Origin of the sequence: Providencia sp. PROV156, assembly GCF_028480905.1 — a bacterium.
Taxonomy (GTDB): Bacteria; Pseudomonadota; Gammaproteobacteria; order Enterobacterales; family Enterobacteriaceae; genus Providencia; species Providencia hangzhouensis.
The window spans coordinates 1-14,967 of the sequence record NZ_JAMPPE010000019.1 but is presented as its reverse complement, the minus strand read 5'-3'; the positions used below and the strand labels follow the sequence as shown (position 1 = coordinate 14,967).

General features: G+C 40.1%; 13 protein-coding genes and 1 riboswitch. Of the genes, 4 read left to right on the top strand and 9 right to left on the bottom strand.

Going from position 1 to position 14,967, the window contains the following annotated elements; translation table 11 throughout:
- Positions 1-53: 53 nt before the first annotated feature.
- The 3 genes from PSF31_RS14295 to speA form a co-directional block, all read right to left on the bottom strand.
- Positions 54-833, bottom strand: coding sequence for an acetoin reductase (locus PSF31_RS14295; RefSeq protein ID WP_004262072.1), 780 nt, complete (start codon positions 831-833; stop codon positions 54-56).
- Between the two features lie 336 nt (positions 834-1,169).
- The gene (gene speB, locus PSF31_RS14290; RefSeq protein ID WP_094961355.1) at positions 1,170-2,090 is read right to left on the bottom strand and encodes an agmatinase; all 921 of its coding nucleotides are present in this window, start codon (positions 2,088-2,090) and stop codon (positions 1,170-1,172) included.
- A gap of 459 nt (positions 2,091-2,549) precedes the next feature.
- The gene (gene speA / locus PSF31_RS14285) at positions 2,550-4,454 is read right to left on the bottom strand and encodes a biosynthetic arginine decarboxylase (RefSeq protein WP_096863194.1); all 1,905 of its coding nucleotides are present in this window, start codon (positions 4,452-4,454) and stop codon (positions 2,550-2,552) included.
- Between the two features lie 719 nt (positions 4,455-5,173).
- Between speA and metK the strand changes: the two genes are divergently transcribed.
- Positions 5,174-6,325 carry a methionine adenosyltransferase gene (metK, locus tag PSF31_RS14280; RefSeq protein WP_004262078.1) on the top strand — a complete coding sequence of 384 codons (1,152 nt, stop codon included), beginning with the start codon at positions 5,174-5,176 and terminating at the stop codon, positions 6,323-6,325.
- 70 nt (positions 6,326-6,395) lie between these two features.
- On the opposite strand, the gene PSF31_RS14275 is transcribed toward metK, so the two are convergent.
- Genes PSF31_RS14275 through PSF31_RS14265 form a run of 3 tightly spaced genes read right to left on the bottom strand, consistent with a single transcriptional unit; the run spans position 6,396 to position 7,576 of the window.
- The gene (locus PSF31_RS14275) at positions 6,396-6,806 is read right to left on the bottom strand and encodes a DUF6691 family protein (protein ID WP_096863195.1); all 411 of its coding nucleotides are present in this window, start codon (positions 6,804-6,806) and stop codon (positions 6,396-6,398) included.
- A gap of 4 nt (positions 6,807-6,810) precedes the next feature.
- Positions 6,811-7,248 carry a YeeE/YedE family protein gene (locus PSF31_RS14270; RefSeq protein WP_004262082.1) on the bottom strand — a complete coding sequence of 146 codons (438 nt, stop codon included), beginning with the start codon at positions 7,246-7,248 and terminating at the stop codon, positions 6,811-6,813.
- 1 nt (position 7,249) lies between these two features.
- Positions 7,250-7,576, bottom strand: a complete 327-nt coding sequence (locus PSF31_RS14265) for an ArsR/SmtB family transcription factor (protein ID WP_004262083.1) — start codon at positions 7,574-7,576, stop codon at positions 7,250-7,252.
- A 106-nt stretch (positions 7,577-7,682) separates the two neighbouring features.
- Between PSF31_RS14265 and PSF31_RS14260 the strand changes: the two genes are divergently transcribed.
- Positions 7,683-8,216: a SprT family zinc-dependent metalloprotease gene (locus PSF31_RS14260; protein WP_096863314.1), complete on the top strand. Its 534-nt coding sequence runs from the start codon at positions 7,683-7,685 to the stop codon at positions 8,214-8,216.
- A 32-nt stretch (positions 8,217-8,248) separates the two neighbouring features.
- On the opposite strand, the gene PSF31_RS14255 is transcribed toward PSF31_RS14260, so the two are convergent.
- Positions 8,249-9,319: a magnesium transporter gene (locus tag PSF31_RS14255; RefSeq protein ID WP_004262087.1), complete on the bottom strand. Its 1,071-nt coding sequence runs from the start codon at positions 9,317-9,319 to the stop codon at positions 8,249-8,251.
- Between the two features lie 73 nt (positions 9,320-9,392).
- Positions 9,393-9,564: riboswitch (M-box (ykoK) riboswitch) on the bottom strand.
- A gap of 586 nt (positions 9,565-10,150) precedes the next feature.
- On the opposite strand from PSF31_RS14255, the gene PSF31_RS14250 reads away from it, so the two are divergent.
- The gene (locus PSF31_RS14250) at positions 10,151-10,387 is read left to right on the top strand and encodes a HEAT repeat domain-containing protein (protein WP_004262089.1); all 237 of its coding nucleotides are present in this window, start codon (positions 10,151-10,153) and stop codon (positions 10,385-10,387) included.
- Between the two features lie 103 nt (positions 10,388-10,490).
- Here PSF31_RS14250 and hcr read toward each other — a convergent pair whose 3' ends face one another.
- Both hcr and hcp read right to left on the bottom strand, forming a co-directional pair.
- The gene (hcr, locus tag PSF31_RS14245; protein ID WP_096863196.1) at positions 10,491-11,495 is read right to left on the bottom strand and encodes an NADH oxidoreductase; all 1,005 of its coding nucleotides are present in this window, start codon (positions 11,493-11,495) and stop codon (positions 10,491-10,493) included.
- Between the two features lie 75 nt (positions 11,496-11,570).
- Positions 11,571-13,223, bottom strand: coding sequence for a hydroxylamine reductase (hcp, locus tag PSF31_RS14240; RefSeq protein ID WP_096863197.1), 1,653 nt, complete (start codon positions 13,221-13,223; stop codon positions 11,571-11,573).
- A gap of 303 nt (positions 13,224-13,526) precedes the next feature.
- Between hcp and clcA the strand changes: the two genes are divergently transcribed.
- Positions 13,527-14,924, top strand: coding sequence for a H(+)/Cl(-) exchange transporter ClcA (gene clcA, locus PSF31_RS14235; protein WP_096863198.1), 1,398 nt, complete (start codon positions 13,527-13,529; stop codon positions 14,922-14,924).
- Positions 14,925-14,967 lie beyond the last annotated feature (43 nt).

Genomic DNA, 14,967 nt, shown 5'->3' with positions numbered 1-14,967 from the left:
CGATGAGTTATTCATCGCGGCTATTATTTACATCCTAGATTCACATAAGTGAATTAACGGTACACAATCCCGCCATCAGTCAAAATAGATTGACCAGTAATATAGTCAGAATCATCGCTCGCTAAGAATGCAACCAAACCAGCCACATCATCTGGCGTTTGTGCACGACCTAATGCGATGCCTTCGACATATTTTTTATAGGTTTCACCTTTTGGCGTACCGGTGATTTCAGAGAAGCGCTCATCAATCTCTACCCACATATCTGTTCCAACAATACCTGGGCAATAAGCATTCACAGTTATACCTGAACTTGCATACTCTTTTGCAGCCGCTTGAGTTAATGCACGTACCGCAAATTTTGTAGCGGAGTAAACTCCTAACATTGCAAAACCATCATGTCCTGCAATAGAGGAGGCGTTGATGATTTTTCCTTTTTGTTTACGTTCTTGGAATTTTTCACTGGCAGCTTGAATTCCCCACATGGTTCCATCTACGTTGATTTTGAAGATTAAATCCATATCTTCTTGGCGAACATCAGCGATTGGCTTAACTTGTGCAATCCCTGCGTTATTAATCATTACATCAAAACCACCTAACTCAGCTTCTGCATGAGCCACCGCAGCAAAAACTTGGTCACGTTGACTGATATCTGCGGCAAATGTTGTTACTTTACGGCCTAAAGCTTCAATTTCTTTGGCAACATCTTGAAGCTTGTCTTTTTTCAAATCTACCAGTGCGATATCAGCCCCTTCTTTCGCTAAACGTAGTGCGATACCACGGCCAATCCCTTGAGCTGCACCAGTAACTAAAATAACTTTATTATTTAACGCCATACTTATCTCCTACTGAGTAATAGCCAAATTGACTAGTTCACCTTTAATATTAAGTTAGCAACAATAACAACAAGTTACAAAGCAATGATTTTACTCTAACATTTAATATTTATAAAAAATATTACACTATTAACATGGTGAATATATTTTTTTTACCGTAGAAAAAAGCATATAGACGTAAATTACAAGATTATTGTTAATAAAAATCATTCTCAACTCAATAAACAAAAAGTGCGATTCCTTCATTTTCAGTATAATTAATAATCACATAGATAAATTGTGGATATAAAAAAGCCACCAATCGGTGGCTTCTTGATACAGTAAAATATAAATAACTTATTTTTTAGCAGCTTGGATATACAGCATTTCTAATGCAATAGACGCTGCGGCGAGTGCCGTGATTTCAGATTGGTCATAAGCCGGAGCCACTTCGACTAAATCCATACCCACGATGTTTAAAGACTGTATTCCACGCAATAATTTCAATGCACGATCTGACGTTAAACCACCAATAACAGGGGTTCCTGTCCCCGGCGCAAACGCTGGATCAAGGCAGTCAATATCGAAAGTCAAGTAAACAGGTAGGTCGCCAACAATCTCTTTGATTTGCGCAACCATATCATCCACACTACGATCATTCACCTGACCTGCATCCAATACAGTAAAGCCATTGTCGCTGTCATGTTCGGTACGAATACCAATTTGTACTGAATGATTTGGGTCGATCAGACCTTCTTTTGGTGCATGATAGAACATGGTTCCGTGGTCAAATTTGCTACCATTGCCATAGGTGTCCGTGTGTGCATCGAAATGAACTAAGGCCATTTTACCAAAGTGTTTCGCATGAGCTCGCAGCAATGGCAGTGTAACGAAATGGTCACCACCAAAGGTCAAGCAACGTTTACCTGATTCAAGTAGTTTTTCAGTGTGTGCTTGCAGCTTGTCACTCATATCTTGTGCATCACCAAAAGCAAATACCACATCACCACAGTCAACAACATTCAAACGGTCTGTTAACTTGAAATTCCAAGGCCAGCGGTGGCTTTCCCATGCAAGATTTGTGGAAACTTGGCGAATTGCGGCTGGCCCATGACGACTACCTGCACGACCTGAAGTTGCCATATCGAAGGGTACACCGGTGATCACCCACTCTGCATCTGAACTATAAGGCTGAAAATTCAGCGGGAAACGTAAGAAACCAAATGCGTTAGAAACCAGTGAATTATCAACTTGATTGCCTAAAGTACTATTAATCATTTCTGTTCCTCAAAATAGGCCTGCCCGTTAGCAAGCCCTTTTAATATTCGATTCGAATCGTTTTACCTAAATCAACTTCGCGCAGTATAAATAATAAACAAATCATGTTATTTGCACAAAGTTATTATCTGTTCACTACCTTAATGCTCTATGAAACATATAGCGCCCTATGACGCATTTATGCGCTAAATAGTTCATGTTGTGGCTAGGCGGCAAAATGAGCCAATCCCTAGGAGCATACACAAGTATGTGCCCCAAATAGCCGAGCGTTGCTACACCACCACTTGAAACATAACGAACATTGAATGCATTAGCCTCATATATTAATGCGCTAAATAGTTCGTGCTGTCGCTAGGCGGCAAAATGAGCCAATCCCTAGGAGCATACACAAGTATGTGACTAGGGTTGGCAAATGCAGCCAACAACGCGACGGTGCGAAATATAACGCGCATTGAGCATTTACTCGTCTTCTAAATAAGTATACCCATACAAACCATTCTCGAACTCAGCGACAAAGTCTTTTTGTAACTGCTCACTCAAGCCTGTCCCTTTTACTTGCTCTGTGAAGCTTTCTAATAGGACTTCTGGGACTAATTTGACGTATTGCAGCATATCTGCCACAGAATCGCCCTCTTCACTTTGCAAGTAACGCAGATTACCTTGGCTATCAACCCAGACATCTATTGCTGCGGTATCACCAAACAGATTATGCATATTACCTAAAATTTCTTGGTATGCCCCAATCATAAAGAAACCTATCATTGGTGGGTTTTCTGGGTCATATGCAGGCATTGGCATTGTGGTTTCAACGCCATCACCATCAACGTAATGGTCAATAATACCGTCTGAGTCACAGGTGATATCTAACAGTACTGCACGACGGTCTAATGGTTTATCTAACCCTTCAATCGGTAATACTGGGAACACTTGGTCAATTCCCCAAGAGTCTGGTAGCGATTGGAATAAGGAAAAATTCACATAAAACTTATCAGCCATGCGCTCTTGAAGTTCGTCGATTATCGGACGATGAGCACGATTGCTTGGATCTAAATCCTGTTGAATGCGGCGGCAAATATTTAGGTATAACTCTTCTGCCCATGCACGTTGGGTCAAATCTAACACACCATGAGCATATTGAGTGTGCGCTTCTTGTAAGTCGAACTGGCTATCATGCAACCATTCGCGTAATGAACGGCTATTACCTTGGTGCTGCATTGACTCCCACGTTTCCCATAAGGAAATTAATGAACGTGGCGCATCTTCATGAGGCGATGTTGTTTTGGTAAATTCATTACGTTCAACTCCAATCACATTGGACACTAACACCGTATGGTGCGCTGTCAACGCACGGCCTGATTCCGTAATTACCGTTGGATGTGGTAAATCAAACTCTTCACACGCATCCCCAATCGCCCAAATGACATTGTTGGCATATTCATTTAAGCCATAGTTGACTGAGCAATCGGATTGAGAGCGAGTACCTTCATAGTCAACACCTAGGCCACCACCCACATCAAAGCACTGAATGTTGACTCCTAGGCGATGCAATTCAACATAAAAACGGGCTGATTCACGGACACCGGTTGCGATATCACGAATATTAGCCATCTGGGAGCCTAAATGGAAATGAAGCAACTGCAGGCTATCTAGGCGATTGGCATTGCGTAAAATTTCCACTAATTGCAGTACTTGAGTTGCAGCCAAACCAAATTTAGATTTTTCACCGCCACTTGCCTGCCATTTACCTGAGCCTTGAGAAGCCAAACGGGCACGAACCCCTAAGCGTGGCGTGACATTTAAGCTTTCCGCTTCTGCCAATACCATCTCAATCTCAGACATTTTTTCGATAACAAGGTAAACCTTGTGACCCAATTTTTCCCCAATTAATGCTAATCGGATATATTCACGGTCTTTATATCCATTACAGACGATAACGGTTTGTGTTTTACCTGCGTTCGCTAAAACGGCCATTAATTCAGCTTTTGAACCCGCTTCAAGCCCTAACGGTTCCCCAGAATTAACCAGTGATTCAATGACTCGGCGTTGCTGGTTAACTTTTATTGGATAAACCAGGAAATAATCGCCTTTATAGCCATAGGACTCACGTGCACGTCTAAATGCTGCATTTATTGAACGTAAACGGTGCTGCAAGATTTGCGGGAAACAAAACAATGCAGGCAAGCGTAAATGCTCCTGCTCTTCTTTAACCTGATTAACGAGGTCAGCTAAATCAACAAAGGTGTCAGGGTTCTCAGGGTTCGGGCAAACACAGACATTTCCGCGCTCATTCACCTGATAGTAACCACCACCCCAATACGCGATGTTGTACGTCTGACGCATTTTTCGAGCGATATTATCATTCATAATAAACTCCTTTTATGGAGGGGTGAGTGACGCGTTCTCCTTCCTGATGTATGTCAGTGAAGACATAACACTGCAAGGCAGTTATGTCGGGGAAACGGCAATACTCAGATTTTAATAAAAAGTGCTTAGAACTTCTAAACAGTGACAATATACGACCTTAAGCTGACAGATTAATGACTCAGCCTCGAAGGTGTATTAAAGATGTGACGGTAACTTCGTGATGAAGTAAAGAATGACAGGAAAGTAAATGCCAAAGTCACGCGGCGATCCGCATATGACGGTTGGATACTGTTATTCAGTAGATTATGGATCATTACCCATTAACCCCCAATATAACTGTTTACCCCTTTAAAATTTCAATGTGGTAGCACTATTTTGGCAGTTTGACCTGTTGATTTAAGCTATATCACCTTATTTTTTATTGAAATTCAAAAGTTTATAAACATTCCTGATAGATAGCAGAAGTTTTATATTATTCTGCTGGTATATAACGGGAAATAACAACCATCCGTTACGGTCGCAGTTTATACATCTATTGCGCTCAAAAAGCAAAACCAAAATGACTAAATTGCGATAAAACTTTACCAATGGTTGTTTTATGTCTCTATTCGTTTTTTATATAAATACAGGTAGAAATTTTTACTGTATGGGACTAAAATAGCCGTCTAGATGTTAAAACATCCAATTATAAATTTGCGAATTCTTAAGGTATTAATCTCATGGCTACACATCTCTTTACTTCTGAGTCTGTATCAGAAGGGCATCCAGATAAAATTGCTGATCAAATCTCTGACGCAGTACTTGATGCTATTCTGGAACAAGACCCGAAAGCTCGCGTTGCCTGCGAAACCTACGTCAAAACAGGTATGGTAATGGTCGGGGGAGAAATCACCACCAGTGCTTGGGTTGATATTGAAGAAATCACGCGCAAAACTGTTCGCGAAATTGGCTACACCAGTTCCGAAATGGGCTTCGATGCCAATTCATGTGCCGTTTTAAGTGCGATTGGTAAACAGTCGCCCGATATCAACCAAGGTGTTGACCGTGTTGACCCATCAGAACAAGGCGCCGGTGACCAAGGCCTGATGTTTGGTTATGCAACCAACGAAACTGATGTATTAATGCCTGCTCCTATTACTTATGCACACCGCTTAGTTCAACGCCAAGCAGATGTCCGTAAAAATGGCACATTGCCATGGTTACGCCCAGATGCAAAAAGTCAAGTTACTTTCCAATACGACAATAATAAAATTGTCGGTATTGACGCTGTTGTTTTATCGACTCAGCATTCTGAAGATATTCAACAAAAAGACCTGCATGAAGCCGTGATGGAAGAAATCATCAAGCCAGTCCTACCGGCAGAATGGTTATCAAAAGATACAAAATACTTTATTAACCCAACAGGTCGCTTTGTCATCGGTGGTCCTATGGGTGACTGCGGTTTAACAGGCCGTAAAATCATTGTAGATACCTACGGCGGTATGGCTCGCCATGGTGGTGGGGCATTCTCTGGTAAAGACCCGTCAAAAGTTGACCGTTCAGCAGCCTATGCAGCACGTTACGTGGCAAAAAACATTGTCGCCGCGGGCCTTGCTGACCGTTGTGAAATCCAAGTTTCTTACGCTATCGGCGTGGCAGAACCGACATCGATTATGGTAGAAACCTTTGGAACAGGTAAAGTTGATGAGTCATTATTGATTCAATTAGTTCGTGAATTCTTTGATTTACGCCCTTACGGCTTAATCAAAATGCTTGATTTATTACACCCGATTTACCAACAAACTGCTTCATATGGCCATTTTGGTCGTTCTCAGTTCCCTTGGGAAAAAACTGACAAAGCTGAAGCATTGCGTGCCGCTGCAGGCCTGTAATCTCTTTAGTCAATAAGTCACATACAAAAACCCATCAAATGATGGGTTTTTTATTGCTCACAATGAGCGATTAATTTTTTTGCGTAAACTGGAAGATAGCCATCCCCGCAACCATTGCTAATGTAAATATTATCCCTTGTGTCAATCCCATTCCTGTTAACAATAATGCAGGTCCTGGGCAGATCCCTGCTAACCCCCACCCCACACCAAATAACACACTTCCGATGACTAGTTTTTTATCTATCGTTTGATTGGTAGGAATTTGCAATGGGCAATTAAGTACACTAACAGAGCGTTTTTTAACCCCTAAGAAAGCAATACCACTGATTACCATTCCAACTGCCATCGTAATTAATAATGAAGGATCCCACGTTCCCGTAATATCTAAAAATGCCAAAATTTTTGCTGGATTTCCCATCCCGGCAATGACCAATCCTAAACCAAACAGTATCCCTGAAATTAATGCGATAAGAATAGGCATTGCTTTATCTCCCTATCCCATAATGGTTGGCTAGTGCGACTGTCGCAAAAGCAACAATCATAAAGACTAATACTGCAACAATTGAACGACGGGATAACCTTGCCATGCCGCAGATCCCATGACCGCTAGTACAGCCACTTCCCAGTCGTGAGCCAAAACCGACAAATAACCCAGCTAATACTAAAATAGGTGTGCTGGTCGCAATGTTAACTTCTGGTGTATACGCCAACCAAGTAAACAACGTTGGGGCGCTCATCAAACCAATAATAAATGCCAATTTCCATGCAGTATCCCCCTTAGTTGGTTTCAATAAACCGCCTAAAATACCGCTGATACCTGCTATACGACCGTTGAATACTAATAAAATTGCTGCGGCTAAGCCAATCAGCACACCGCCAATCGCGGCAGAAAGTGGCGTAAAATTAGCCCAATCTATTGTCATTTCATTTCTCCTTCACAGGGCAATAAAGCTGATATAACGTATTGAGCAACGTAAATAATTTTTCATCTGCTATCGCATAGTAAATGCGCTTTCCTTCTCGACGCGTCATCACTAAGCCTTCATTACGCAATACTGTTAATTGTTGAGAGAGTGTCGGTTGTAATATTCCTAACTGCTCTTCTAACTCACTAACGCAGGCTTCACCCTGTGTTAATTGGCATAATAAAATTAAGCGATCTGGATTCCCTAGTGTTTTCAATAATGAAGCCGTTTCTGATGCGGCCTGCTTCATCGCTAACAGTTGCTGTTCAGAGGTATTATTGGGCATATGTTATTTCTAATTAATATTATATAAAAATACAATATATGTTTTGATATAATATTTGTCAATTATTGCTTGTTTATGTCCATTACCTTCACGTATCCTTTACCCCATGAAAACAATCCGTGTTCCACTCTTTTTACAGCAACAAGTCATGCGCACATTGCGAGAAAAACTCGCACTTGCAGAACACAAACTCGAACAATCATTTTCAGAGCCAACGGTTAATTACAAACAACGGGGGACAACTGCGGGTAGTGCTTACTTAAAAGAATGGGAAATTCGCCTTAACCCCAGTTTACTTATCGAAAATACAGAGCAATTTATTGATGAGGTTGTGCCTCATGAATTAGCGCATTTGTTGGTTTTTCATGTATTTGGCCGCAAAGGTATCGCACCTCATGGCAAAGAATGGAAATGGATGATGCAACACGTACTGGAAGTCACGGCGAAACGTACACATAACTTTGTGGTTACAACAGTAAAAAGTAAAACATTTCTCTACCGTTGTGCCTGTGAAGTGTCCCATGAATTAACCATACGCCGCCACAACAAAGTACTACGTGGTGAAAACCAATATTTATGTCGAAAATGTGGAGAAGTATTGAAACAAGAAGGGATTTCTGTCGCTGCGGCAGAAAATTAGACTTTCTGCCGCATCAAGTTTGAGATGTGCGCTTAAGCAAACTCCGTCATCACTAATTTTGCGATTTCAAAGTAGATAATTAAGCCTGTACCATCAATGAAAGTTGCAATGAACGGGGCAGAAACAACTGCTGGGTCCACTTTCATTTTCTTCAATACCATTGGAATGATTGAAGAAACAATCGCACTCCACATTGTAATGGCAACGATGGTTAAGCTAACCACAATAGTCACTTCGTGGCCAACACCTAAAATCCATGCACGAATTAATGCCGCACCACCGATGGTCACCGCTACTAAAAATGAGGTAGAAACCTCTTTCTTCAGTACGGTACCAAGGTTACGTAAACTCACCTCACCCAGTGCCATTGCACGGACTAATGTTGATGTAATTTGTGTTCCACTATTACCGCCTGTACCAATCAACAGCGGAATGAAAAACGCTAACGAAATTGCGGCTTCGAGCTGTTCTTCAAATGCTTTTAATACAGTTCCTGTATACGCTTCGGCCACAAATAGCATCAACAACCAAACGACACGTTTACGCCATAAAGTTACAGGGCTTGTCGTTAAGTAGGGCTCATCTAATGGGGTAGTAGCGCCTTGTAGCTGCGCATCGAGTGTATTCTCATCTTCAATCAGTTCGGCGATATCTTGCGGACGCAAAACACCCATTAATTTGCCAAATTGCACCACAGGTATCATATCTAAACCGCTATGATTAATCAGATCATAAACATCATGACGTGATTGTTCTGGGGCAACAGAAAAATAATTGTGTCGCATGATATCAGACACTAATAAATTTTCAGGTGAAGCTAATAATGATTTAACTGAAAGAATGCCATTTAAATAATTGTCATTGTCGACAACAAATAAATAGGTTGGGATTTGCTCGCCATCAAGGTGTTCAATAAGATTTTTTTTCACGCAAGCTATTGAGTCTGCGACAGATACTGGCAAATATGATTGACTCATATAAGCGCTGACTGTTGCATCATCAACTTTTGCTGGCTGTGTGTTATTGTCTTTGAGGCGTGCGCCTTTCATTGCGGATTGAGCAATAGCAACTGCTCCCGCTTTGTTCTGGGTAGTGAATGTCATTTTTTTAGTCCCTATTACTGTTGGTTACTCAAACAGTACTCACATAGGGGCGAAACCAGATGAGAGAATGCGAAAGCTATCTCTTCGTCTCGGTTTTAGCACTATACAACGTATCCTGACTTAGCAGGAAGTTACATGGGGATATACCTTCGGTCGATATATCCTGTCCTAATCTTGGGCGTCTCTCGACGTCGTCAGATCAGTAACCTATGTTTGTATAGGAGCCTCGCCTAACGAGATACTGCACTTTGGATGCGGCGCGAATTATACCCATTGGTGAATTAATTGCCACCCTATATCTACGTTTTTTTACGCATGGAAAACTTATTGTTTAGGTTCCGTTTAAGTTTATATTAAATATATCTTTATAAAGTAACAAAATGTAACTAATAATAAGAATGAATATTAGAATTGAAGTAAATATATTTATTTACTTATCAATAACCAACCCTTTGAGAAATCAAAGTATCATTTGTAATATTATTTAGTAAACCTTACCGATAATTAATCAAAACTTAATTCTCTATTTACCGTACAATACAAAAAAAACAATATAAAGGAGTAAGCCCAATTTAATATAATTAAAACGCTTTATTAGAGTACAAGTAATCACTAATATCAGTCATTAGTTGGTTTTTTATATTAAAAATAAGCCAACAAACAAATAATGAAGTAAGAAAATACACTTAAGGCATTATTTAATTCGAAATTATCATTAAAAAGCATTCTTTTAAATTGTTAATATTTAATTGCAGATATCAATTTAGTATTAAATATTACAAGAATTATCTTAGAATATTTTTTATTTTATATAACAGTGAAAGTTTTATTATGGATAAAGTAATTGTTGGAATGTTAACGAAACTAACATTTCGCGTAAACGATGAAATCAAAATTGCTGCCATTTCTGCTTTAGGTGATTTCAAAGCAACGATTGAATATAATGATGCCATCATACGAATCATAGACTTATGTCAGGATCCAAACAAAGAGGTTGCTGTATCAGCGATTAATACATTAAGTAAATTATCTATTTATTTTTTACATAGCTCACTACCGAAACATTAATTGCACTCTCATTTTGAGTATTGTAAATAATTACTATGATTTATTTTAAATAATACTGTCCCATTAATACTCTAATGAGACAGTTTGCACATGTTATATAATTTTACGCTATTTCAGTGTCACCCTGTAATTGGCAACTACAAGCTAAAACATAGCCCTCAGCTATTTCTGCTTCAGTTAATGTCATTGTGCTTGTTGTTGTGTATTTACCTGATAACACTTTTGTTTTACAGCTTCCACAAACCCCTGCTCGGCAAGCTGCAATAACGGGCTGTTTATTTTGCTCCAGTGCAGATAATAAAGAAGTACCTACTGGGACTTTAAAGTCGACCAATCGTTGACGGATTTTTAATATAAGAATATCTTCACTATCAACAACCTCTGGTTCAGTTGAAAAACGCTCCATAAAGAAATGTTCAGCAGGGACGCCTAAATTAGCAGCAAATTGCTGTGCATTTTTCATGTAAGGCACAGGCCCACACGTCATCACAATTCGTGAATCAATATCGGGTACTAACGCTTTCAATTTCTCTTCAGTTAAACGTCCTTGTGCAATATCGCCATTATCTGGTGTTTCTGCCATAACACACAATTGCAACCGTTCTGGATATAAGCGGACGAGTTTTTGCCATTCCTCGGCAAAAATAACTTGTTTATCATCGCGAACATTGAATAGTACTTTTACATGGGAGCTCGGGCGGTTCACCATCAGCCAACGTGTCATTGACATAATTGGTGTCACACCACATCCAGCAGCTAACATCAAATACTCAGTGTTTTTTAGATTAGCGCAGGTGAATTCCCCTTGCGCTTCAGAAAGCCAAAGATAGTCGCCTTCTTTAACCGAACGTGTTAACCAATTTGACCCTTCACCATCGTCTAACCGCCTGACAGTAATGGAAATAAAACGACTTTGCCCCGGTGATGATGAAAGAGTATAAGCACGCATGACATCATCACTATTTTTAATGCTGACCAAAGCATATTGACCAGGTGAATATGTATAAAAATCATGATTGATAAGGTTGATTGTCCAGACATCTGATGTTTCTTGAATAATAGAATGAACTTGCATTCTATTTGGACATAAACTGCTTGGCATGGTCATCGCGCTACTCCTTTAAAGGGGGTCGCAGCCCCCATCTTTCACATCGTTTTTAAGCTTTTTCTATCGGTTTATTGATCATGCAGGTAAAATTTCTGCCAGATCTTGCTCAACTGTCGTAATACTACGCATGCCAAACTTCTCATTTAGCACATTTAATAAGTTTTCAGTTAAGAAACCAGGTGCTGTTGGGCCGGTGTAAATATTTTTCACACCCAACGCTAATAATGTTAAAAGGATGACAATCGCTTTTTGCTCAAACCAAGACAGAATCAGACTCAATGGCAAGTCATTAATACCACAACCAAGTTTCTCTGATAGATTCACCGCAAGCATAATGGCAGAATATGCATCGTTACATTGGCCCACATCCAGTAAGCGTGGTAGCCCTTCTAATGTGCCAAAATCTAATTTATTAAAACGATACTTACCACATGCGAGTGTAAGGATTAAGCAATCTTCAGGTACACTACGGGCAAAATCCGTATAATAGCTACGTTCGCCACGGCTACCATCACAACCACCAACAAGGAATACGTGACGTAGTTTTTTCTGTGAAACTAAATCAATCACCGCGTCTGCCGCACCTAGCAGGGTTTGACGACCGAAACCAACCGTAATTTTGTGCTCGATTTCGGTATACGGGAAACCGGCAAGTGACTGAGCTTGAGCAATCATTGCAGAAAAATCATCACCCACTAAATGTTTTGCACCCGGCCAACCCACAATACTACGCGTCCAGATACGGTCTTTATAATCCCCAACATCAGGGTCAATAATGCAGTTAGAGGTCATCAAGATAGACCCAGGGAATTTTGCAAATTCCACTTGCTGATTTTGCCAACCGCTACCATAGTTACCGACTAAATGAGGGTATTTTTTCAGTTCTGGGTAACCATGTGCTGGCAGCATTTCGCCGTGGGTATAAACATTGATACCCGTACCTTCAGTTTGTTCTAACAACATTTTTAAGTCTTTCAGGTCATGACCTGAAATTAAAATACATTTCCCTGCGACTGGACGAACGTTGACTTCCGTTGGCGTTGGGTGACCAAATTCGCTCGTTTCACCTGCATCCAAAATTTCCATGACCTTGAAATTCATCAGACCAATTGCCATGGCATTATCAAGCAGTTCATTCATATCCGATGGCAATGTTCCCAGCCAAGCCATAATTTCATGATATTGGCCATAAACCTCATTATCATACTGACCTAAAACATGGGCGTGTTCCATATAGGCTGCCGCCCCTTTTAAGCCATATAGGCATAACATACGTAAACCGTGAATGTCTTCGCCAACTTCAGCTTTATCAATATCTAATGAAAATTGAGCCGCTTGTGCCTGTAAGGTTGGAATGTCAGTACCATTTAATTGCAAATTAATTAATGGATGATTGAAAGCCACTACACTATTCACGGATTGGCAATGTTTTATTAATTTATCACGTAAATAAATAGCTTCACGGGCGTAACCGATAATACGCTCTGAATCAAAATTGACGTTGGTTAAAGTAGAGAAAAATGCGCGCGGAGCAAAACTATCAATATCATGGTCAATAATACCCAGTGAGCGGGCAGTGACTGCACTTGCAGATAAGCTTTGCAATACAGCAACTAATAAATCTTGTAGGTCAGAAGTTTCTGCTGTTTTACCGCACATACCCTGCGCGTATGCACAGCCATTACCAGCTGGAGTTCTAATTGTTTGTTCACATTGCACACAGTACATGTTGTTCGCCTCTTAAAGTTGCATTTCAAATACAACATTAAGACTACGCTCTTTATTAGAATAAAAAAGTGGAATTATTCATTATCTAATGGTTTATTGATCTATATTAATATTCATTGCAAATGAGAACTATTCACAGTAATGAAAGTATGCTATTCGTGCTGTTGGTTTTGTTTTCACTTTTCTTGCTTAAATGCACTATTTTGCATTTTATTTATATCCTGATAACGCTCTTACGATAACTCTTGTTATACTTACCTATAAGTGTTTGTTATTCCATCGTATAAAGAGAATCTAATAAAGATGAGCCAGGTAAATTCAGCTAGTAAATCTATGATAAAAACCCGATTGCAGATTTTTAAACGGCTAAAAGAATCAGATAAAACACCTATAAAAATCTTACTACTTGCGGCACTCATTGGTGCGGCGGTCGGTCTTATCGGTTCACTATTTGAATTAGGAACAACTTGGATTAGCAACTATCGCGTGCAATCGGTGAGTGAATGGGTTGCCCCAAAATGGCTGATGGTTGTTGGGATGTTTTTTATCTCGGCACTTCTTGCCATGTTAGGCTATTACCTTGTTAAACGGTTCTCTCCTGAATCTGGTGGGTCTGGGATCCCAGAAATTGAAGGTGCATTACAGGATTTACGCCCCGTAAGATGGTGGAGAGTCATCCCAGTTAAGTTTATTGGTGGATTAGGAACATTGGGCTCAGGTATGGTATTAGGCCGTGAAGGACCAACCGTGCAACTTGGTGCGAACCTTAGCCAAATGTTTTATGATTTATTTCGTTTAAAAGATAATGAGTCACGCCACACCTTGCTTGCCTCTGGTGCGGCGGCAGGTTTATCTACAGCATTTAATGCCCCTTTAGCTGGCATCTTGTTTATTATTGAAGAAATGCGTCCGCAATTTAAATACAGTTTAATTTCAATTAAAGCGGTATTTATCGGTGTTGTTACCTCCACCATTGTCTATCGGCTAATCAATGGAGAAGCTATTGTATTAAATATCGGCCAATTTTCTTCTGCACCTATGAATACTTTATGGCTTTATTTAATTTTAGGATTAATGTTTGGTGTTATCGGTATCTGTTTTAATGGTTTTTTATTGTACCTACAAAGTAAATTTTTAGCATTTTACCAAAATAAAATTTCTCGCTTTGTATTGATGGGCGGGTTAATTGGTGGTGCTTGTGGTGCAATTGGCGTTTACCTGCCTGAAATTGTAGGTGGTGGATATTCCGTGATCCACCAGATGGTAGCAGGCCAATTTACCATCACTTTGTTATTCATATTCTTTGCTTTGCGGTTTTTAACTTCGACGATTAGCTTTAGCTCTGGGGCTCCAGGTGGTATTTTCTCTCCTTTACTCGCCCTTGGGACATTATTTGGTGGTGTTTTCGGCTACGCCGCCCTCGAAATATTCCCTAATTACCAAATTGAAGTGGGGACTTTCGCTATTGCAGGCATGGGAGCTTTATTTGCCGCAACCGTCAGAGCCCCATTAACTGGGATAGTCTTAGTTTTAGAAATGACAAATAACTACCAGTTAATCTTACCGATGATTATTACCTGCATTGGCGCCACAATGATGGCTCAATTTTTAGGTGGCAAACCGCTATATTCTGTATTGCTGGAAAAAACTTTAGCCCGTAGCGAAAAAGAAACCGCTCCGCCTGTCACTGACAAACCTTAAATAGTAGAAGTAAAAAGAGTTGCCGACAGCGGCAACTCAGACT

What these genes read in the sequence shown, in the direction of transcription:
- PSF31_RS14295 (WP_004262072.1), bottom strand. Translation starts at nt 833, where the DNA reads ATGGCGTTAAATAATAAAGTTATTTTAGTTACTGGTGCAGCTCAAGGG.
- PSF31_RS14275 (WP_096863195.1), bottom strand. Translation starts at nt 6,806, where the DNA reads ATGCCTATTCTTATCGCATTAATTTCAGGGATACTGTTTGGTTTAGGA.
- hcr (WP_096863196.1), bottom strand. Translation starts at nt 11,495, where the DNA reads ATGACCATGCCAAGCAGTTTATGTCCAAATAGAATGCAAGTTCATTCT.
- metK (WP_004262078.1), top strand. Translation starts at nt 5,174, where the DNA reads ATGGCTACACATCTCTTTACTTCTGAGTCTGTATCAGAAGGGCATCCA.
- PSF31_RS14270 (WP_004262082.1), bottom strand. Translation starts at nt 7,248, where the DNA reads ATGACAATAGATTGGGCTAATTTTACGCCACTTTCTGCCGCGATTGGC.
- speB (WP_094961355.1), bottom strand. Translation starts at nt 2,090, where the DNA reads ATGATTAATAGTACTTTAGGCAATCAAGTTGATAATTCACTGGTTTCT.
- PSF31_RS14255 (WP_004262087.1), bottom strand. Translation starts at nt 9,319, where the DNA reads ATGACATTCACTACCCAGAACAAAGCGGGAGCAGTTGCTATTGCTCAA.
- speA (WP_096863194.1), bottom strand. Translation starts at nt 4,454, where the DNA reads ATGAATGATAATATCGCTCGAAAAATGCGTCAGACGTACAACATCGCG.
- hcp (WP_096863197.1), bottom strand. Translation starts at nt 13,223, where the DNA reads ATGTACTGTGTGCAATGTGAACAAACAATTAGAACTCCAGCTGGTAAT.
- PSF31_RS14265 (WP_004262083.1), bottom strand. Translation starts at nt 7,576, where the DNA reads ATGCCCAATAATACCTCTGAACAGCAACTGTTAGCGATGAAGCAGGCC.
- clcA (WP_096863198.1), top strand. Translation starts at nt 13,527, where the DNA reads ATGAGCCAGGTAAATTCAGCTAGTAAATCTATGATAAAAACCCGATTG.
- PSF31_RS14250 (WP_004262089.1), top strand. Translation starts at nt 10,151, where the DNA reads ATGGATAAAGTAATTGTTGGAATGTTAACGAAACTAACATTTCGCGTA.
- PSF31_RS14260 (WP_096863314.1), top strand. Translation starts at nt 7,683, where the DNA reads ATGAAAACAATCCGTGTTCCACTCTTTTTACAGCAACAAGTCATGCGC.